The following is a 21,168-nucleotide window of genomic DNA, read 5'->3' as shown; positions in this document are numbered from 1 at the left end:
GGTTAATCTTCATTAATCAAAGATCGGTAAGTAACGGGTTAAAGGATAATGCTAAGATCATCCAATCGTTGACACTAGGGCTTAACTTAATATATAAAATAATTTTGGTATAAAACCACTATCATTCTGCTACCCTATATGGGTATTAATATTTACTTTTCAATAAAAGCTAAATAAATAATTATCTACTTCCAGCACTAAAAGGCAACACCGCAGTGTCACCTTTGAACTATAACCTTATTAATTACTTGCTTTACAATTTTCAATAATGACATAAAATATTATTAAATATAAATGGAGCTCATATTGAGAATTGAACTCAAGACCTCTCCCTTACCAAGGGAGTGCTCTACCGCTGAGCTATATGAGCGTATTTTTAAATAACCCGTAAGTTATATAAAAAAATATCACGAGACAGTCATATTTAACTGCTAGTCGTGATGATTTTAGCTTAGTTAATCACTTTGCTATTTATTGGCTTAGCTCTTAATACATGATATCAAATATATGGAGCGGGTGGCGGGAATCGAACCCGCGTCATTAGCTTGGAAGGCTAAGGTGTTACCATTATACCACACCCGCAGTTATTCTTAATTAAGGTATATTTGTATAAGAATATTTTTGGTAACATGTTTTATATATATGGAGCGGGCAGTAGGAATCGAACCCACGTTGTCAACTTGGAAAGCTAACGTAATGCCACTATACTATACCCGCATTAACTGTTTTCTGTAGTATGCTTACTACTACAATGTCTAACAAAATATGGTGGTGGGAGAAGGATTCGAACCTTCGAAGCTTTCGCGACAGATTTACAGTCTGTTGGGTTTGACCGCTCCCCAATCCCACCTTAGGTTGCTTTGTACAAAGATAACTTTAATTAAAAGTAAATTCATAAAAAGCTACTTTGAAAGAGATGGTGCCGACTGCCGGGATCGAACTGGCGACCTACTGATTACAAGTCAGTTGCTCTACCAACTGAGCTAAGTCGGCTTGTTCTCTCAAAGTGGTGGTTATTCTATCAAATATTCTATGCAATGCAAGCCTTATTTCTCATTTTTTTAGCATTCATTGAAATAAATTCATAACCAACTGATTTTATTGATAATTATTTTATAAAAACATCAGTATGGAAACAGGTTATTATTTTAAAGTATATATAAATTATTCGTTTAACGTATACGTAAGCCATCACATGCCATTTTAACAGCTTTTACTAATGCTAATGCTTTTTTATTAGTTTCATCCCATTCTGCTTCAGGCACGGAATCTGCTACTACTCCCGCTCCGGCTTGAATATGGATTTTACCACGGCGCATGACGGCGGTACGAATGGCAATTGCGGTGTCCATATTACCATGCCAACCTAAATAACCGACTGATCCACCAAATACAGTACGCCGTACTGGTTCAACTTCATCGATAATTTGCATCGCACGGATTTTAGGCGCACCTGAGAGCGTCCCTGCTGGGAAGGTGGCACAAAAAACATCCAATGCATCTTTACCAGGCGACACAGTTCCCTCAACATTAGAAGCGATATGCATCACTTGAGAGTAGCGCTCAATAAACATTTTGTCAGTAACCTTGACACTCCCATATTCACAGACGCGACCAATATCATTACGCCCTAAATCTATTAGCATCAGATGTTCGGCTATTTCTTTGGTATCAGAAAGTAGCTCTTTTTCAAGTGCCAAATCCTCTGTCTCATCTTGACCGCGTCTACGCGTTCCTGCTAAGGGTCGCACGGTTACTTTACCATTTTCTATACGCGATAAAATCTCAGGCGAGGCTCCGATGATGTCAAAACGCTTATGATCATTTAAAGTATAGCCATGAACTAAAAACAAATAAGGAGATGGGTTTAAAAATCGCAGAGCACGATATACAGCCAGTGAATCGCCCGTATAATTAGCCGTTAAACGTTGTGCAGGTACGACCTGCATGACATCGCCTGCTAAAATATAATCCTTAATAGTATTGACATCATCACAGTATTTATCTTTTCCTGTTTGAGATTTAAACTTTGGTGTTGGCATAATAGGCGCGCTTAAATCTGGCATTTCTGCCAGCTTATCTTCTATTTTTTGTAGCTCGCGAATAGCTGCGCCATAACCATCTTCTTTTTGACAATCAGCATAAACAATGATGGACAACGTATTCTCTAAACTATCAAAAACAATCACACTCATAGATAGCATTAGCCACATATCTGGCAATGTCATGGGATTGGGCGCATCTGACAAGCCAACACTTGGCTCGATAACACGTACCATATCATAGCCAAAATAACCAATCAGACCACCACTAAAGCTTGGAAGTGTAGGAATTTCTGTCACCGTTGGCATCTTGTATTCTGCCATTAATTTTCGCAGATAATCAAAAGGGTCTGAGACCGAATCGATATCAATACAATCATCTCTTTTGACAGTCATCATGCCATCAGCATATTGCAAAATAAGGTCACTACCCAGTCCAATCATTGAATATCGAGCCCAGCGCTCACCGCCAACGACCGATTCAAACAGATACGCTGAACCACTCAAATCTCGTACTTTAGAAAATACAGAAACAGGTGTTTGCGCATCCATCAAGCGCTTTTTAATCAGTGGCGCATGGGTAAAGCCTTGGGATTTAAAGGCTTGATAATCTTCAAAAGTCATCATAGTAAACAGTCTCTTAGCACCATATTTGCAAAAGCTGAGTGGTGTCAATATGGTTAGAAAAATCAATACAAGTGAAAAAATAGTGTGGCAAACGCCCACTGCTAACAGAGCAGTAAATGACGCCCAGCACTTAGCCTGCCAGTATAACAAAACCGGCAGACGTTATTCAGCATTAGGCTTACTCATCGGGTCAATCCTAGGATTGAAACAATGGTGCTATCCTGTTTCTATCGTCATTAATGACGCTGCAATATACTATCTTCCGTACCAGCAATAATGACTTAAACGGCTCCTTTATTGAACAACCATAAAGCCAAACCGATGATGATAATGGCGATAAACACCCAAATAAACCAGCTACCGCTCGGTTTTTTCTGAATGTTATTGTGAGTTGCAGGATTGCTGATGGCTTGATCAAGTGCATTATTGCCTTCAGTGCCGACATCACGCGATTGACCTAAGTTTGCAGTACCGGAGAACTGGCTGGTTGCTGCTTGCTTGGCACGTAATACGTCGGGGTCTGCTTCTTCTTGTAGCGCGGTTATTGTCGTTTTATCATCCTCTGGGGTCACTAACAGCTCTGGCTGGTGCACAAGTTCTGGCTTTTCTTCGAACGCTTCTACTAGAGGCTCAGAGGTTAATAATTCCGTATCCTGTGTGAGTGATTCTGTATGTACTGGCGCAGTAGAAGACTCATGATTTGCACTTTCTGTTGCTGACAGCACATCGTTAATGATTGTCTGTTTAACAATAGAATCGTTGACGCTATCTGTAAGAACAGCATGTTCGACCTCAATTGGCTCAACAGTGTTAATCGGCTCAACTATAACATTCTGAGTGTCATTGTCTACAATACCCTGCGCTAAAATAGGCTGATTTAAAACTGTCTCTTCTGCAACGATTGGCTCAACTGGTGAACTGGTATTAGGATTGGCTACTGCGATTATATCAGAGGTATCATCAAGCGTATCTGCTGGTTTAGCATCTTCAATGCCAATAATAGCTACAAGAGGTGTTGGCTCTTCTGCAAGTTTGGTGTCGACAGGTTCACTATCAGTATTTTCAGTGCTATTAATATCAACTGACTCAATATCAACAATTTCAGCATCAGTAATGTCGTTGTCATTAATCGTACCACCCATCACACTAGACTCTACCGCGTTACTGTTTAAAAAATCGATATTTGATACTTCATCATCTACTAAATCACTGTCTACTACTTCCGTGTTCGCCACTTCATTTGTCATAACACCCGTATCAATAGCTCCGATATCCGTTAAATCAGTATCAACCAAATCAGTGTCAGCCAAATCAGTGTCAACGCTAGCTATAGACCCAGCCAGTGTATCCGTAGCTACCGCTACAGTGGTATCTTCTGCTATCGTGTGCTTATTATCAGAAGCAGTTAATGACATCCTGACTTTTGACACTTTAAAAGCAAAGCTTGCAAAGGTGACGGTATCATCACTGTTTAATAGCTTGGTTTTGTTGTTTTCAATACGGTTATCATTCACAAAAGTACCATTAGACGACTCTAAATCTTTGACATATAGCTCGTCATTTAACACGCTTAGTAACGCATGATTGCGTGAGACTTGCTTGCTGCCGAGCACTACATCGTTATCGCTGCCACGCCCAACGGATAAGCTATCATTCACGGTTAAGCATAAGTCGCCGAGTGCTTCGGTCAAGGCATTTAGCTGCCACTTGCTCTTCTCTAAATCACTGTTGTTATCATTGACAGTGCTTGTATCATTTGTATTAGTCATTAGGGTAGTACTCCTTATTATTAGTAAAAGGTTCCATTTACTATTTTTATTAAAATAAACAACAATGTTTGTGGGTCTATTTAACTTTTGGTCTCACTATTATGGCTGCTTTATTCATCTATCATAGTTTTTGCTTTATACATCTTGCTTTATAAATATGAGTGCATAATTTTTATTTAGGCAGAAAACTTGGTTTTATGATACCTCGCAGTTTACTGTAAGGAATGCTCAGTACCGGCATACCGTAAGCATAAGGGGCAATATCATAATGCTGATATTGAATATCAACGCCCTTATCCGTTAAAGTGATGTTCTCACTGAGCGTAAAAGGCCAACTTTTCTCATAATTGACCACATCTTTATCGACCGTTTTTACCCACGTTTTATACACATCATACGCTAAGGCTTTAAAGCGTGGTTTTTTACCTGCTTGCAGCATATCCTCTAACCGTACTTGCTTTTTAGTATTCATATCAAATATTAAATACTCGCTATATGGCATGCCATGAGCGCCACCGGTAAAAATATACGCATCAATTTTAAACATCTCAAAGCTATTAACATGTCCGATATAATCAGGTTTAACCATCAACTCGTAGGAAAAGCTCCTATCATCTGGCAAATCAGCAAATTGTGCGGTAACAAAATTATCAATAGCCGATTTGATTACTTTTGCATCAGCAATTTTGGTTATTGGTGAAGATTCAGAAGGCTTACTATTGATTACCAAATTATTAATACGCGCATTGGTAATTTTATTGATCCAATCGTGGTTTGTTTTAAGATAATTAACTTCGACATTGGGGCAATTATCACGTTCAATACAGCGTTCTTGAATCGTCTTCGGCAATTCATAATCCAGATATTCGAGATTATTTATTAATGTAGCAGCACTGGCTGATAGACTAACTACGCTTAATATCATAGTGCTTACCAACGTACTTAATAAACGTTTACCTTGATATGAAGCGTAAGGCTTCTTCAGCGTTGCGGATTCAGTTACCGCTACCTGCTTGATGGTTGGCATAAAATCCTCGCTGATAAACTGATTGGAATATTCATTATTCTACCGTAACTGCTCATATTTATTGTTGAAACACTGTTTGTCTTGTAAGGCATTGGTTATGGTCATAAAACTGGCAACTGATCTTTAAAAACAACCTTATAAAAAGGTCTTTTAAAAAATACTCCTGTAAAAAACAGTAGACAATAAAAAAGACACGGCAAGCGTGTCTTTTTTAACTATATTAGATAAGCAATTTATATCAGTTAAGCATGGAATACTGATATAGCATAAATCTTAATGCTCACGAGTGTTACTAAAGGTAATTTCAGGATAGCGCTCTTGCATCAATTGTAAGTTAACGCGTGACGGCGCTAGATAAGTTAAATAGCCACCACCATCAATTGACAGCTGATCATGGGCTTTACGTTTAAACTTGGCTAGTACCACCTCATCATCACAATGAATCCAACGTACGGTCGCAATAGACACCGACTCAAATGTACACTGAACTTTGTATTCTTCTTTAAGACGATGAGCAACCACTTCAAACTGTAGCACACCCACTGCGCCCAAGATTAAGTCATTATTAATTTGCGGCATAAACACCTGTGTTGCGCCCTCTTCACTCAATTGCTGCAGCCCTTTTTGCAACGCTTTGGACTTAAGTGGATCGCGTAATACCACACGGCGGAACAGTTCAGGGGCAAAATGTGGAATACCCGTAAAGTTCAAATCTTCGCCTTCAGTAAAACTGTCGCCAATCGAGATAGTACCGTGATTGTGCAAACCAATAATATCGCCCGGATATGCTTCTTCTAAGGCAGAACGATCGCCTGCCAAAAATGTCAAAGCATCAGCAATACGCACCTCTTTACCGAGACGTACGTGCTTCATTTTCATGCCTTTCTCATACTTGCCAGAACATACCCGTAAAAAGGCAATGCGGTCACGGTGACGCGGGTCCATATTGGCTTGTATTTTAAACACAAAACCGGTAAACCCTAATTCTGTCGCTGCTACTTCTCGCTCAGTGGCCGGATGCGCTTTGGGTGGTGGTGCATATTTAACTAACGTATCAAGCACCATATTGACACCGAAGTTACCCAACGCAGTACCGAATAATACTGGCGTCATCTCGCCTGCTAAAAACGCTTCAATACTAAAATCCTCGAGCGCCATTTGTACCAGTTCAAGCGACTCTTCAAATGAGGCAAACATCAGCGCGCCTAGACGCTCGCGTATATCTGGATAATCATAGCCGTCACGAGTTTCGATATCGACAATCTCGCCACCGTGACCTTTTTGATAGAAATAGGTTTTATTTTCAGTTAAATGATAAACCCCAACAAAGTCTTGACCCATGCCAATCGGCCACGTTAAAGGGATACATTTAATCTTCAATACCGCTTCAATCTCACTTAATAGTTCAAGCGGCTCGCGAATTTGGCGATCCAATTTATTCACAAACGAGATAATCGGCGTATCACGCATTCGGCAGACTTCCATCAGCTTGATGGTACGTTCTTCAACGCCTTTTGCCCCATCGACCATCATCAGCGCACTATCAACCGCAGTCAAAGTACGATAGGTATCTTCACTGAAATCGGCGTGACCTGGGGTATCAAGAAGATTAACCATATGCTGTTGATACGGGAATTGCATGACAGATGTGGTGATAGAAATACCACGCTCTTGCTCCATACTCATCCAGTCTGACGTCGCATGGCGGTCAGTCTTACGACCCTTAACCTCGCCTACGACCTGAATGGCCTGACCCCATAATAGTAGCTTTTCGGTCATGGTAGTTTTACCGGCATCGGGATGCGAGATGATGGCAAAGGTACGGCGTTTGGCAACCTCACGGTCAAGTTTAGCTTGCGAGAGCTTGGGTGCTGAAAGTTTGGTATCTTCGCTCATAATGAATAACTTATCGTTAAATTTTGGAAGGAAATAGCAGGATTTTATAAAGTGTTTTGTATAAGGTTTGGCAGTAGAAAGGGTACATTTTGATGGGCGTATTGTAGCGGATTTATGGTTAAGATGCTATTTTTGCAAGCGATTATCACGATGACTATATTTACCCTTATGAGCTAAAATGTTCCGATAAATGCTCACTTACAAATTAATAGCATGAATTTACTGGCGCTATCTAGACTTAATATTGTCGTTTGCTATGGTGGCTAAGTTCTGCTTAATGCTTAGCAGTGATTAGTGCTTAGCTGGGCTTACTCTTTATTAATCTTTAACACGCCTTATTTATCAGTTTATTATCTTATAAAATCAAAAACCATAATCAAGGATTTATTATGAATACATTATACGAAACCAAAGCAACTGTTACCGGTGGACGTGCAGGTAATGCCAGTCTACAAGATAGCGATTTGACTATTAATATGGTTGCGCCAGGTTCTGGTAAAGATGGTAATAATCCAGAGCAACTGTTCGCTATGGGCTATGCTGCTTGCTTTGATGGTGCACTTGCTGCAGTCAAAGGAGCAGAAAAAGCAAAATTTGACTCAACTACTGAAGTATCGGTAAGTTTACTTAAAGGTGAAGGTCTAGATTTTCAGTTGGCTGTTAAAATTCACGTTATCGGTGAAAATACGGAGCTGTCAGCAGATGAATTTCAAGCTTTAGTCGAAAAAGCCAATAAAGTCTGCCCATATTCTAAAGCTACACATGGTAATGTCGATAGCGAAGTGACATCAGAAGTTAAATAAAACTGTTAATCTTTTGGTTTTAACAATTTAACGGCTTTGAATTAACAGCTATCAAGATTAATAAGAACCCAGTTACGGCTGGGTTTTTTTGTGTGAACCATTTCTTTACATACACATCATAACGGAGCAGAAGTTCGGCAAGGGGCGGTTTTATCGTTATAATGAGGATGCCTTTTACCTGATATTTGATAAGTGACTTTTATGACAGACAACGACCACAATTCCCATTTGCCAATTAATCCTGAGACCTTGCCAAGCTTTGCTACCATGCCTAACGTGGCAACGATGGATACTAATGGCGTGGACAAAGACAAGCCACCGTTTATCTTAGTAGATGGCTCTTATTATCTGTTTCGCACTTATCATGCCCTGCCACCGATGATGACTACTCAGGGTCAACATACCAATGCCATTCGCGGTACGTTAAATGCGCTGCTCAAGCTCATGCGCCGCTATCATCCAACCCATATGGCGGTGTGTTTTGATACGCGCTCACCGACTTTTCGCCATCAATTGTCCGCTGATTATAAAGCTAGCCGTCCACCGATGGATATTGAGTTGTCACAGCAAATTCCTTATTTACATCGTTTGGTAACTGCTTTAGGCATTCCATTATTACGCATTGAAGGCGCGGAAGCGGATGACATTATCGGTACGTTGGCACATCGTGCCGTTGCTGAAGGTCATCATGTGGTCATCTCAACCGGTGATAAAGACATGGCGCAGCTGGTCAATGATTGCGTTATCTTAGAAGACAGCTTTACTGGGAAAATCACTGACAGACAAGGTGTGATTGACAAATTCGGTATCAAACCTGAGCAAATGATTGATTTTCTCACCCTTATGGGTGACTCCTCTGACGGTATTAAAGGCGTGCCGGGTATCGGTAAAAAGACCGCGATGGATTTGCTGAATGAATACGGCAATATCGACAATATGCTCAAACATATTGGCTTTATTAAAGGACGCGGAGCAAAAGGTCTTATCGAGCATGCGCATGAAATTCCGTTAAATGCTCAGCTGGCGACCATCGTGACTGATTTGAATATCGGACATGATTGGCAAGATTTAAAAATTGATACCGATCCTTGCGCTCATATTGACGAGCTACGCACGCTTTATAGTGAGCTTGAGTTTAAAAATGAGCTGGCATCTCTTGATCATCCCAATCATCCCGCTAATGGCGTTCAAAGCGTCAAAGACAGCCAAGCGAATACTGAATCACAAGCGCAGATTGCAAAGTCGCTGCAAGCTGGCAAAATTGAAGCCATAAAAAGCAGTCACAATCAGGATAAAATGTGGCATACCGTACTCGATATGCCTGCCTTTGATAGTTTAATTGAGCTATTAGAAAACTCAGCGCACTTTGTCATTGATACGGAAACGACGAGCGTACATTGGCGTCAAGCTGAATTGGTTGGATTGTCTTTTGCTGTGCAAGCACATGAAGCTTACTATATTCCGCTTACTCATTCGCTAGAAGGTGATGAGCTAACAGCAAAACAGCTTGACCGCGATATCGTATTATCTCGTTTGAAACCCATTTTAGAAAATCCCGCTATCGGTAAAATTGGTCAACATCTTAAGTATGACGCGCATATTCTGAGCCATTACGATATCAATCTTTTAGGTAGTATCCATGATAAGCCGAATAACTGGGCGATGGATACCATGCTCGCCAGCTATGTGATTAATGCTGCAATCACTCGTCACGGTATGGATGATTTGGCTCGCCATTACTTGCAAACCCAAACGATTAGCTTTGAAGATGTTGCCGGTAAAGGCGCGAAGCAAGTCAGCTTTGACCAAGTGGCGATTGATATTGCCAGCGACTATGCCTGTGAAGATGCCGATATTACCTATCAATTATTCGATATTTTCAGTGAAAAGCTTGCCGACGATGACAATAATCAGAAATTGCTTCATGAGTTAGAAATTCCAACGGCTGAAATTCTCTGCCAAATGGAAGCGGAAGGTATTTTGATTAAGCGTCCGTTTTTAAACGAGTTATCCAAGCGCTTTGATGAAGAAATTATTGTGCTGGAGCAACGCGCCTATGAGATTGCCGATGAAGAATTTAACTTAGCATCGCCCAAACAGCTGGGCGAGATGCTCTTTGATAAACTGGGCGTCCCGGGCGGTAAAAAAACCAAGACCGGTCAGTATTCAACAGGCGAAGCGGTACTGTCCAAGATTGACCATCCACTCGTCGATATTGTTTTAGAATATCGCAGCTTGGCAAAATTAAAAAACACCTATACCGATGCGCTTGATAATGTTGCAGACCCTATCACCAATCGCGTGCATACCAGTTACCATCAAGCATTGACCAGTACGGGTAGATTATCCTCAACCGAGCCCAATTTACAAAATATTCCGATTCGTACGGCAACGGGGCGTCTGATTCGCCAAGCCTTTATTGCACCAGAAGGTCGCGTGATATTAGCAGCGGATTATTCACAAATTGAACTGCGTTTAATGGCGCATTTTTCTGGTGATAACAATTTAACCCGCGCCTTTAATGAAGGGCTTGATATTCACACCGCTACGGCAGCTGAAGTCTTAGGCAAAACTATTGAAGAGGTCACCCCTACTGAGCGCCGCAATGCCAAAGCGATTAACTTTGGTCTACTTTACGGTATGAGTGCCTTTGGACTGGCGAAGCAATTGCAGATGAGCCGCGGTGAAGCACAAGATTATATCGATATGTATTTTAATCGCTACCCGAGCGTCAAAGTATATATGATAAATACCCGTGCGAGTGCGTATGATAAGGGATATGTGGAGACAATCCTCGGTCGCAAGCTGTATACGCCCGATATTCATCATAGCAATCGCATGGTTAAACAAGGTGCTGAACGTGCGGCGATTAACGCACCATTACAAGGCTCAGCTGCCGACATTATTAAGCTGGCGATGATTGCCGTTGATAAAGTTTTGCCCAAAGCACACGCAAAAATGCTGTTACAAGTTCATGATGAGCTGGTGTTTGAAGTGGATGCGGATAAAGTTACTGACGTAGCCGCGCTGATTACCGAGGCAATGCAAAATGTATTAACGGATACTGCAGCTGGTAAAGGCTGGCAAGTTGATTTTTCTGTACCGTTATTGGTTGAAGCAGATAGTGGGCAAAACTGGGATGAGGCGCATTAATAATTGCCAGTATTGACCATCGCGCTATTCGACAGACAGTATTAAAACGCTATACTGACTACTTAACTTTTGTTCTTCCCTCTCAATGATTTTTATTTATTAATTGTCACTTATTATAAGGATATTAGGATGAATGTATTAATCACTGGTGCATCACGCGGTATTGGCTTGGCAACGGCTAAGCGACTACTAGAAAAAGGTCATAGCGTAGGACTGTTCGATATTGATAGCGCTGAGCTTGAGCGCGCGCTTAATGACAAAGTATTAAAAAAAGCCAGTAAAGACAATCGTATTGTCACTGGTCATTTAGATGTGACCCAGCCTGATGCGTGGGATGATGCGATTAAAACGATGATTGATACCTTTGGTGGTATTGATACTTTGATTAATAACGCTGGGGTTTTGGTCAGTGGCGCATTACCGACTACCGATTTAGATAAGCAATTGTCCTTAATTGACATCAACTGTAAAGGCGTGCTGATTGGCTGTCATAAGCTGGCACCGTATCTTGCCGATAGCAAAGACGGTAAAATTATTAATCTATCGTCAGCGTCTGCGATTTACGGTCAGTCTGAAGTTGCGCCTTATGCCGCTAGTAAATTCTTTGTACGTGGCTTAACTGAAGGGTTAAATATTGAGTACGCTGAATTGGGTATCAAAGTCATTGATGTGATGCCATTATGGGTAAAATCCGATATGACCAAAGACTTACATGTCACTAGTATTGATCGTTTAGGTATTAATCTAACCGTTGATGATGTTGCGAAAACCATATGTAAATTAACGTGTCGCCCGAATAGCAAAATATCAGGTACGCATTACCCTGTCGGTATGCCAGCGAAAATCTTGCAAGGTTTATCACAAGTTTCTCCTGACCCGCTCATGCGCTTCATCAATAGTAAGATTGGTACCAAATAAAATTTTAATAAGTAAATGTTAATTATCAAGAACGACTGCCAAAATTTGGTGGTCGTTTTTTTATGGTTATTGTAAAACCGATAGGTTAACAATAAGCACCGCTCTTACATTCTTTTAACATGCTGTCACACCTTACTACTAGTGACCAGCAGCATAACCATGCAAACTGAAAGTCAGTTCGTATTGCAGTTAATAATTAAAACGAAGGAATACATCATGGATCATTCAGAAAGCCCTTTGCTAGAAGAGATGGAAAGTATCGACGACAATATTGACAATGATGAGCATGAAAATAATCAGCAAGCCATCGATTTAGACAATCCGATGCTACACATTATCGACGATAATGACAATATCGATAATTCGGAAGGATTTAGTAATTCGCAAGCTGGGAGTGATGCGGTAGATGGGCTGACGCCAATGTATCGGCAAAATATAGATGAGTCACGCATTGACGAGATTCTGGTAGAAGACAATTTAGATGATATTGATTATCCAGATATTGTCGATATCGCTGATAGAGATGCGGCAAAATACAGCAATAATGATGATTTCTAATTCATTTATCAGAGTAAAAATTTAAAAAAAGCACGATTATAATAAATAATCGTGCTTTTTTATTGGTTAGTTTTTAACTGATACGTTTATCTAATAATTTTAGCTGACGTCTGTACCTTGACTTTGCTATGCCCAACCATCAAGCGTACCCGCCCAGCCTTTTACCAAGGGGGTCGCCATTGCTTCTATCAAATCAATATGCGCCTCATCCATATTTAAGGCAGGGATATAGTGATACTCTTGCCCGCCTGCATGCAAGAAAGTCTCCCGGTTTTCAATTGCCAGTTCTTCCAATGTCTCTAAGCAATCGGCTGAGAATGCCGGACTGAGAATTTGTACCGAACGCACGCCCGACTCACCCCATTCTTTTAACACCACATCAGTATACGGCTTAATCCATTCTTGCTTACCAAAGCGCGACTGGAAGCTGATAATCCATTCATCATCACCCAGCCCTAATGCATGGGCAACTTGTGCTGCCGTACATTTACAACGTTTGGGATATGGATCACCTTTATCCGCATACGGCTGCGGTATACCATGAAAGCTAAACATCAGCTTTTCAGGCTTACCATGCGTGGCTTGAAAACGACGAATACTATCGGCTAACGCTTTGATATATAAGGGATGGGCAAAGTAATCTTTGACGATTGTCATATTGGGCAAATTACGCTGCTTAAGCGACCATTTGGTGATTGCATCGTATACCGCACCTGTTGATGTTGCTGAATACTGCGGAAACAGTGGCAACATGACAAAGTGGTCTACACCCTCGCTACGCAGCTTATTCATTACATCCGGCAAACCAGGATTGCCATAGCTCATCGCCGAATGGACAGAAACGCGAAACGGAGCTGCGGTATCATTAAGGCGTGTCTGTAGCTGCTCTACCTGACCATTTAGGATATTACGCATCGGCGAATCACCATCCCAAATGCTGGCGTACGCTTCTGCTACTCGCTTTGGACGGCTTGGCAGCACAAATAAATTGAGAATAATTGCCCATAAAAACTGCGGAATCTCAATAACGCGCGGGTCTGACAGAAACTGGCGCAAATAACGGCGTACCGCAGGCGCGGTTGGCTCATCAGGCGTACCAAGATTGATTAATAACACGGCAATGCGTGGGGGCAATTTAGGTTTCATAGTGGCATATTTTATAGTAGATTATGGGATAGGTGAGCAAGAGTATAAAGGTATAAGTATATAAAAAATAGCGGACTGGTTGTTAAGTCTTTATTCACAGCGTTTAACTTAAATTAATCGCTATTTCCTAAATTTTTTTATCATAAAGCCCGTTAGTGTAGCATTTTATCTATGCGACACGCAGCGCTAAAGTGGCGCTCATACAATTTGATACGATATAAAAATCTAATAGCGAAACCGCCTTGAGATAAAGTGGGTTCTGAAGGTTGTGCTCATCCGCGCATCGCCATACAATAGTCAAACATAGCGTATTGGCATCTTGCCTTTTTGCTTATATTTTATTGATGACTGTCGTCTTTCGAGGTAGCTTTGAGTTCACGTTCTGATATCACCAGTGACCCATCCCACAATGATATAGTGGTCGATTCTGTCGTCGGCTCAGTGGGCATTGTCACTCCCCAAACCTTTCATTTTAGCGACCCATTAACATTAGAGTGCAACCGTGTTCTGCCCACATTTGATTTGGTGGTAGAAACATATGGTACTTTAAATGCGGATAAATCTAATGCTATTTTGATATGTCATGCACTCTCCGGTAGCCATCATGCTGCTGGTATTCACCACGCTGAGGATAAAAAATTAGGCTGGTGGGACAATATGATAGGTCCTAATAAGGCCATTGATACCAAGCGTTTTTTTGTAGTTTGTGTTAATAATATTGGCAGCTGTTTTGGCTCAACGGGTCCAACCACCATCAATCCTAACAGTATCAACAATGGCGGTACGCCACGCGCTTATGGTCCTGATTTTCCATTGGTCACCATTAAAGATTGGGTAAAAACCCAAGCCATGCTCTCAGACCGCTTAGGCATCGAGGTTTGGCACGCGATTGTGGGCGGTTCTATGGGCGGTATGCAAGCACTGCAATGGTCGGTTGATTATCCTGAACGTCTAAAGCGCTGCGTAGTAATTGCCAGTACGCCTAAGTTATCTGCGCAAAATATCGCCTTTAATGAAGTGGCGCGCCAGTCGATTTTATCCGACCCTGATTTTAAAGAGGGACGCTATTTGCAAGCCGGTACCTACCCAAGACGTGGCTTAATCTTGGCACGCATGGTGGGTCATATCACTTATCTGACTGATAGCGCCATGAAAGCTAAATTTGGTCGTGATTTAAAATCGGGCAAATTTATGTACGGCTATGATGCTGAGTTTCAAGTCGAGAGCTACTTGCGTTATCAAGGCGAACGCTTTAGTAAAAACTTCGACGCCAACACCTATTTATTGATGACCAAAGCATTGGATTATTTTGATCCTACACGTGATAGTGCATTAGCGCCTGATCTAGACCTTGAATTGAAAACAGAAGCTACCCTCTTAACCAATGAGGAAAATTCTACTTATGACGATAACAGCATCGATAACAATGTAGATAGCGATGCAGATAATAATGGCAATGATAATGCGCATAATGAGTTAAAGGCAGCCTTTGCTCATACTCAGTGTCAATATCTGGTGGTCTCTTTTACCACGGATTGGCGCTTTGCACCTGAACGCTCAGAGGAAATAGTCGATGCGCTAATGGCAGTTAATAAACCCGTCAGCTATATCAATGTCGACGCACCGCACGGTCATGACTCATTTTTGTTTGATATTCCGCGTTACATGGGCGCGATAAAAGGCTTTTTAACCGCGCCCTTTATGAATAGTAGTGGCGATAATTATAGTAGTGGTCAACATCAACGCGCAGCACAGACAGCAGTAACAGGAGAACGCTCGTGAGAATGGATCATCAACTAGCGGAAAGATGGATTGCGCCGCACACGCAAGTGCTTGATTTGGGCTGTGGTAATGGCGAACTATTGGCGCATCTGCAACAAAAATTGGGCGTTCGTGGCTACGGACTAGAGATTGACGAAGAAAAAATCAATGAAGCTATCGGCAATGGTCTGTCCATTATCGAACAAGACCTCAATGACGGACTCAGTCGCTTTGCTGACAATAGTTTTGATACTGTGGTGATGGCACGCGCTCTGCAAGCGGTTAAATCACCTGATACACTACTGCTTGATATGCTGCGAGTCGGACGTGAAGCGATTATTACCTTTCCAAACTTTGCGCATTGGCAAAACCGGCTGCATCTTGGGTTAAAAGGCATGATGCCGGTTTCAGAGGCTCTACCATATGAATGGTATGACACGCCCAACATTCATCTGTGCACCTTTAAAGATTTTGAAAAGCTATGCGCTCAGCATGATATCGATATCATCAATCGCTTTGCCGTTAGCGATTCGCCACGCGGGCATTCAGCACTTATGAATACTTTGATACGGCAAGCGCCTAACTTGCTCGCTGACGTTGCCATCTATCGTGTTACTAAGCGTAAGTGACCTTAATGTAGTTCAAATTGACCAGCTTGTAGTGGTTTCCTTGCCGTTCAGTAACTATATGATTAATATGCAAACTTTTGTCTATAAATTTAAAATAATTTCTGTAATTAGTGTTTGAGTTTGATAAGTCTCGGTGGTAAGCTAGCAAAATAATGTTAACGGCATTACTATTTTTTACCAATCATCCATTGATTTAGTGCTTTTAGCCAGTTTTCTATTGCCTTAATAGTTACTAGGCTTTAAGAGCGTTTATTATTCGGTGATTTTTTAACGCTTAATATTATCGTTGATTTGGTGTTATTTGACTAAATTTGAACTTGATATTTATGACGTTAGAGTTAAAGCACTTGCCTTTACCCCTTGCTTATTTACTCCCTACTTTTGGAGCCACTATGAAATTATTGAAAGCCGCCTTGTTCACAGCTGTTTTTTCTTGTGCCGGTCTGGCCAATGCAGACTTAGTGGCGAACGTGCCATTGGATACCTCGCGTTTTGAGATTATGAATGTTAGCGAGCTGTCCGCACGTGCCAATCAAGGTAATGATCATGCCCAATTTTACCTCGCCAAGCGCTTGCAAAAAGGTCAAGGTATTACACAAGACACGCAAAAAGCCGTCCAGTGGTATACGCGTGCAGCAGAACAAGGCGTTGCCCCTGCCCAGCTCAACCTTGGTATCATGTATTTGCGCGGTGAAGGTGTACAACCAAATATTCAGCTGGCCCGTAAGTGGTTAGAGAAAGCCGCTATGCGTGGCGACAATCGTGCTAGCTATACCTTAGCCTTGCTTGACGAGAAGCAAAAAAACTTGGTCGATGCCTATAAATGGTATGACTTAGCAGCACGTGATGGTATGTTAGACGATAAAGTACGCAGTAAAGCACGCGGTAAAATTGGTCAATTGGCGCTTAACTTATCAAACTCAGACATCATTAGCGCCCGTACTCAAGCGGATCGCTGGTTCCAAAATAAATAAGCATTAACTTTAATTATGCTCATAAAAACTCAGCTGATGGCTGAGTTTTTTTATTTTATAGCGTTATACAGATTTTCTATCTACATAAAAATTCCAAAAATTACGCAAAATTTGATACACTGCACCAGCAATTTATTAATTCCACAATTGCACCAATGTTATTATTCTATTTTATATTAATTAACGATTGCACTAGGTTTACGACCTAGCCAGCAGGAGATAAAATGAACACTACTTTAAACGACAATCAAGCCACAACAGTACCAAGCCATGCCAACGAATACGACAGCACGACTAACAACATCGTGGTGGCTGCCCTGTATAAATTTACCCGCTTTGCAGAATTTGAGCAATACCGTGAGCTAATTTTAAACACCATGCTCGACAATGAAGTTAAAGGAACGTTATTAATCGCCGCCGAAGGCATTAATGGCACTATTTCTGGCACGCGCCGTGGTATTGATACGGTTCTTGATTATCTGCGTACCATTGAAGCCATTGGTAGCTTTGTATTTAAAGAATCTTATACCAGCGAACAACCTTTTTATCGTACTAAGGTGAAGCTGAAAAAAGAAATCGTGACCATGGGCGTTGAGAATATTGACCCATTACAATCGGTTGGGCGTTATGTCAAACCGAGTGATTGGAATGCACTTATTTCTGATCCAGAAGTCATCCTGATTGATACCCGTAACGATTACGAAGTGCAGATTGGCACCTTTAAGAATGCGGTAAATCCAAAGACTGAAACCTTCCGTGAATTCCCAGAATATGTGGCAAAAGAGCTTGATCCAAGCAAACATAAAAAAGTCGCCATGTTCTGTACTGGTGGTATTCGCTGTGAAAAATCAACGGCATTTATGCGTGAGCAAGGCTTTGATGAAGTCTATCACTTAGAAGGTGGTATTCTAAAATACCTAGAAGAAGTGCCCGTTGATGAATCAATGTGGGAAGGTGATTGCTTCGTTTTTGATAATCGCGTCTCAGTCAACCATAACCTAGAGAAAGGCGATTACGATCAGTGCTTTGCCTGCCGGATGCCCATCACTGTAGCGGATCAGCAAAGCTCTGCTTATATTAAAGGTGAATCGTGCCCACATTGTATTGATAAAGCCACTGATGAGCAAAAAGCGCGCTTTCGTGAACGTGAGCACCAAATGCAGCTGGCTGAAAAACGTGGTGAAGCCCATATTGGCAGCGACGTGATTGACGTGATTGAAAAACGTAAAGCAGCAAAAATTGAAGCTCGCCGTTTAGCAGATGAAGCCAATAAAGTTAATGCGGGTTAAGTTACTCTATGCACCATAAAAAAAGAGATGCTTATGCATCTCTTTTTTTGTTCGTTAATTCTGAAAACTATTTAGCTACCGCGATAGGTGCTATAACCGTAAGCTGATAAAGTGATTGGCACATGGTAATGCTTATTACCTTCGATATTGAAGTTCACTTCTACATAAGGGTAGAATGATTTTTCACCTTGGCTAGAAAAGTATGGTGAGGTTTCAAAAATCAACTTATAAGTACCGTCGTTCTTAACGTTACTTTGGTTCGGTAAAAATTCGCCAATACGACCATCAGCGCCCGTTTTTTTGGTATCAAGAAGTTTCCACACACCGTTAACTTGTTTCATCAAGCGTACATCAACGTTTGGTGCTGGCTTACCGGTGCTGATATCCAAAATATGACTTGATAACTGGTAAGTACCTTGGTCGGCTGCATAGCTTGCAGTTGCAGTCATGGCTAATACGCCACCGATTGCAGCAGCTCTCATAATGTTCATTTTCATAAAGCGTCCTTTAATGTTGGTAAACTAGCCGTTAGTAAGATAAATCTGCGTGTGTCAATGATAACGCCTTTACTTTCAAATAACTCTTATTCGTTAATATTGCTATTTAATAAATGAATGATGTGTCGAATGTTATTGCCTTCATTAAACATTAAAGCAATAAACCTTAGTCATTCTGTGTATTGGCTTTAGTCGTTCTAAACAGCAATAACAATAAGTTCAATGTTGCTCTCAGTTATGTAGTATAAATTATCAAACGCACCTTATAATAAAGAATATGTTAACTTGTATAATTAAATGTATATGGAATGTAACCATAGTAATATGAAATCTAAAAAAATAGCAGCCAATTATAGAAATCGTCTGCTATTTATAATAACTTTAGATAATTTAGAGCTAAATACTAATAAGAACTCATTAACTTAGGTCATTAAATATTAGTATAAAACGCGCACACGAATGGTTTCTGGCACATCTTTTAGCTGGTCAAGCGCAGCACTTGAGTCATGATAATCGACATCCATCATCAGGTAACCAATATTGCCTTCGGTCATTAAGCTTTGCGCTAAGATATTGATATGAGCATCTGCAAATAGACGATTCACTTGTGACAATACGCCCGGCACGTTATGGTGAATATGCAAAAGACGATGCGTCCCTTCTTTAAACGGGATAGAAATCTCTGGAAAATTCACTGCCGTTACAGTATCGCCTTGGTCAGAATAACGAACGAATTTTTCTGCCACTTCTAATCCAATATTTGCCTGCGCTTCTTGGGTTGAGCCACCGATATGCGGGGTTAAGATGACATTGTCAAACTTACGCAGTGGCGATTCAAACTCTTCATCGGCAGATTTTGGCTCTTTTGGGAACACATCAATTGCTGCACCCAAAATTTTGCCTGATTCAAGTGCTGCTGCTAAATCATCAATCTCAACACACGTTCCGCGAGCGGCATTAATAAAATAGCTGCCCTCTTTCATCTGCGCAAACTGCGCCGCTTTCATCATATAGCGCGTGCTTGGCTCATCAGGTACATGCAAGGTAACGATATCAGCTTTATTTAACAATTCATCTAAGCTGCCTACTTGAGTGGCATTACCCAACGGCAATTTAGTAATCACATCATGATAAATGACTTTCATACCGAAACTTTCTGCCAATACGGACAGCTGTGAGCCGATAGAGCCATAGCCGACAATACCGATGGTCTTGCCACGCACTTCATGTGAATCTTTTGCTGACTTACCCCAACCGCCGCGATGAACAGTGGCATTTTTTTCAGGAATACCGCGATATAGCATAATGGCTTCAGCGAGTACCAATTCAGCAACTGAGCGAGTATTAGAATAAGGCGCATTAAAAACAGGAATCGCAAGCTCACGCGCTGCATCAAGATCCACTTGATTGGTGCCAATACAGAAACAGCCAATACCAATCAGCTTTGGCGCTTGCTCTAGCACTTCACGGGTCAGTTGCGTCCGTGAACGAATGCCAACAAAATGGGCATCTTTTAATTTTTCAATAAGCTCATCTTGATCAAGGGCATGGCTGAGCGATTCGATATTGTGATAACCTGCAGCTTGCAACACTTTTGCAGCATTCTCATGCAGACCTTCAAGTAATAAAAAACGGATTTTGTCTTTTTCTAATGATAATGCCATATGAGACCTGTCCTATAACTATTTTATAAATAGCCTGCAATGAATAAAACGAGAATAAGCTTTTTATATTACACAAAATTCAGCACAAATGTGAAATATCCGAAAAAATAAATCGTTACTATTTTATATTATAATGATTCAATTTATATCATTATAATATTTTATTAAAATTACCCTGTCTAACAGACTTGATAGAGAAATTTAAAACTTTTGACTTTTATTTTATAAAGCAAAGGTATAAGCGATTGTATGTTCAGATAATGATGACCATTAGTGTTATATTTATCATGGTAAATTGCTACTCAGCATCTAAAAATTCAGCTTTCTCACTGAGACTATCATGACTGCACCCATTACTAATAATACCACCCATGTTCAAACTATACTTACTAGCTTAGTAACTCAACATCAATTT

The 21,168-nt window shown here is 40.9% G+C and carries 15 protein-coding genes and 5 tRNA genes; 8 read left to right on the top strand and 12 right to left on the bottom strand.

Features of this window, described 5'->3' with window-relative positions:
• Nucleotides 1-295: 295 nt before the first annotated feature.
• From H2245_RS11615 to H2245_RS11570, 9 genes are all read right to left on the bottom strand, one after another.
• Nucleotides 296-370, bottom strand: a tRNA-Thr gene (locus H2245_RS11615).
• A 138-nt stretch (nucleotides 371-508) separates the two neighbouring features.
• Nucleotides 509-582 (bottom strand) — tRNA-Gly (locus tag H2245_RS11610).
• A 61-nt stretch (nucleotides 583-643) separates the two neighbouring features.
• Nucleotides 644-717 (bottom strand) — tRNA-Gly (locus H2245_RS11605).
• Between the two features lie 49 nt (nucleotides 718-766).
• Nucleotides 767-850, bottom strand: a tRNA-Tyr gene (locus H2245_RS11600).
• 67 nt (nucleotides 851-917) lie between these two features.
• Nucleotides 918-993: transfer RNA gene (locus tag H2245_RS11595), tRNA-Thr, on the bottom strand.
• Between the two features lie 179 nt (nucleotides 994-1,172).
• A complete protein-coding gene (locus H2245_RS11590) occupies nucleotides 1,173-2,669 on the bottom strand; it encodes an anthranilate synthase component I family protein (RefSeq protein WP_182407571.1) in 1,497 nt (498 codons plus the stop codon).
• Nucleotides 2,670-2,950: 281 nt separating this feature from the next.
• Nucleotides 2,951-4,438, bottom strand: a complete 1,488-nt coding sequence (locus tag H2245_RS12160; protein WP_259365214.1) for an FHA domain-containing protein — start codon at nucleotides 4,436-4,438, stop codon at nucleotides 2,951-2,953.
• Nucleotides 4,439-4,610: 172 nt separating this feature from the next.
• Nucleotides 4,611-5,465, bottom strand: coding sequence for an RsiV family protein (locus H2245_RS11575; protein ID WP_182407570.1), 855 nt, complete (start codon nucleotides 5,463-5,465; stop codon nucleotides 4,611-4,613).
• 273 nt (nucleotides 5,466-5,738) lie between these two features.
• Nucleotides 5,739-7,361 carry a peptide chain release factor 3 gene (locus H2245_RS11570; protein ID WP_182407569.1) on the bottom strand — a complete coding sequence of 541 codons (1,623 nt, stop codon included), beginning with the start codon at nucleotides 7,359-7,361 and terminating at the stop codon, nucleotides 5,739-5,741.
• 389 nt (nucleotides 7,362-7,750) lie between these two features.
• Between H2245_RS11570 and H2245_RS11565 the strand changes: the two genes are divergently transcribed.
• From H2245_RS11565 to H2245_RS11550, 4 genes are all read left to right on the top strand, one after another.
• Nucleotides 7,751-8,164 carry an Ohr family peroxiredoxin gene (locus tag H2245_RS11565; RefSeq protein ID WP_182407568.1) on the top strand — a complete coding sequence of 138 codons (414 nt, stop codon included), beginning with the start codon at nucleotides 7,751-7,753 and terminating at the stop codon, nucleotides 8,162-8,164.
• Between the two features lie 201 nt (nucleotides 8,165-8,365).
• Nucleotides 8,366-11,317 (top strand): DNA polymerase I, encoded by a 2,952-nt coding sequence (gene polA, locus H2245_RS11560; RefSeq protein ID WP_182407567.1) that lies wholly within the window; start codon nucleotides 8,366-8,368, stop codon nucleotides 11,315-11,317.
• Between the two features lie 129 nt (nucleotides 11,318-11,446).
• Nucleotides 11,447-12,235, top strand: a complete 789-nt coding sequence (locus H2245_RS11555; protein ID WP_182407566.1) for an SDR family NAD(P)-dependent oxidoreductase — start codon at nucleotides 11,447-11,449, stop codon at nucleotides 12,233-12,235.
• A 216-nt stretch (nucleotides 12,236-12,451) separates the two neighbouring features.
• Nucleotides 12,452-12,793, top strand: a complete 342-nt coding sequence (locus tag H2245_RS11550) for a hypothetical protein (RefSeq protein ID WP_182407565.1) — start codon at nucleotides 12,452-12,454, stop codon at nucleotides 12,791-12,793.
• A gap of 126 nt (nucleotides 12,794-12,919) precedes the next feature.
• On the opposite strand, the gene hemH is transcribed toward H2245_RS11550, so the two are convergent.
• Complete coding sequence (gene hemH / locus H2245_RS11545; RefSeq protein ID WP_182407564.1) at nucleotides 12,920-13,939, bottom strand: ferrochelatase; 1,020 nt, start codon at nucleotides 13,937-13,939, stop codon at nucleotides 12,920-12,922.
• 417 nt (nucleotides 13,940-14,356) lie between these two features.
• On the opposite strand from hemH, the gene H2245_RS11540 reads away from it, so the two are divergent.
• The 4 genes from H2245_RS11540 (at nucleotide 14,357) to H2245_RS11525 (ending at nucleotide 18,592) form a co-directional block, all read left to right on the top strand.
• A complete protein-coding gene (locus tag H2245_RS11540; protein WP_404944682.1) occupies nucleotides 14,357-15,721 on the top strand; it encodes a homoserine O-acetyltransferase in 1,365 nt (454 codons plus the stop codon).
• Nucleotides 15,718-16,329, top strand: coding sequence for a methionine biosynthesis protein MetW (gene metW / locus H2245_RS11535; protein WP_182407563.1), 612 nt, complete (start codon nucleotides 15,718-15,720; stop codon nucleotides 16,327-16,329). Before H2245_RS11540 ends, metW begins: the two co-directional genes overlap by 4 nt.
• Nucleotides 16,330-16,721: 392 nt before the next feature.
• Nucleotides 16,722-17,303 carry a tetratricopeptide repeat protein gene (locus tag H2245_RS11530; RefSeq protein WP_182407562.1) on the top strand — a complete coding sequence of 194 codons (582 nt, stop codon included), beginning with the start codon at nucleotides 16,722-16,724 and terminating at the stop codon, nucleotides 17,301-17,303.
• A gap of 224 nt (nucleotides 17,304-17,527) precedes the next feature.
• Nucleotides 17,528-18,592, top strand: coding sequence for a rhodanese-related sulfurtransferase (locus H2245_RS11525; RefSeq protein ID WP_220464435.1), 1,065 nt, complete (start codon nucleotides 17,528-17,530; stop codon nucleotides 18,590-18,592).
• Between the two features lie 71 nt (nucleotides 18,593-18,663).
• On the opposite strand, the gene uraH is transcribed toward H2245_RS11525, so the two are convergent.
• Both uraH and serA read right to left on the bottom strand, forming a co-directional pair.
• A complete protein-coding gene (gene uraH / locus H2245_RS11520; protein WP_220464434.1) occupies nucleotides 18,664-19,089 on the bottom strand; it encodes a hydroxyisourate hydrolase in 426 nt (141 codons plus the stop codon).
• Nucleotides 19,090-19,526: 437 nt separating this feature from the next.
• Complete coding sequence (gene serA, locus H2245_RS11515; RefSeq protein WP_182407561.1) at nucleotides 19,527-20,753, bottom strand: phosphoglycerate dehydrogenase; 1,227 nt, start codon at nucleotides 20,751-20,753, stop codon at nucleotides 19,527-19,529.
• Nucleotides 20,754-21,168 lie beyond the last annotated feature (415 nt).

The sequence above is a fragment of the Psychrobacter sp. GP33 genome (assembly GCF_014119005.1).
Classification (GTDB): Bacteria; Pseudomonadota; Gammaproteobacteria; order Pseudomonadales; family Moraxellaceae; genus Psychrobacter.
Note: the sequence above shows the minus strand (reverse complement) of the source record. Positions and strands in the feature narration are given on the sequence as shown.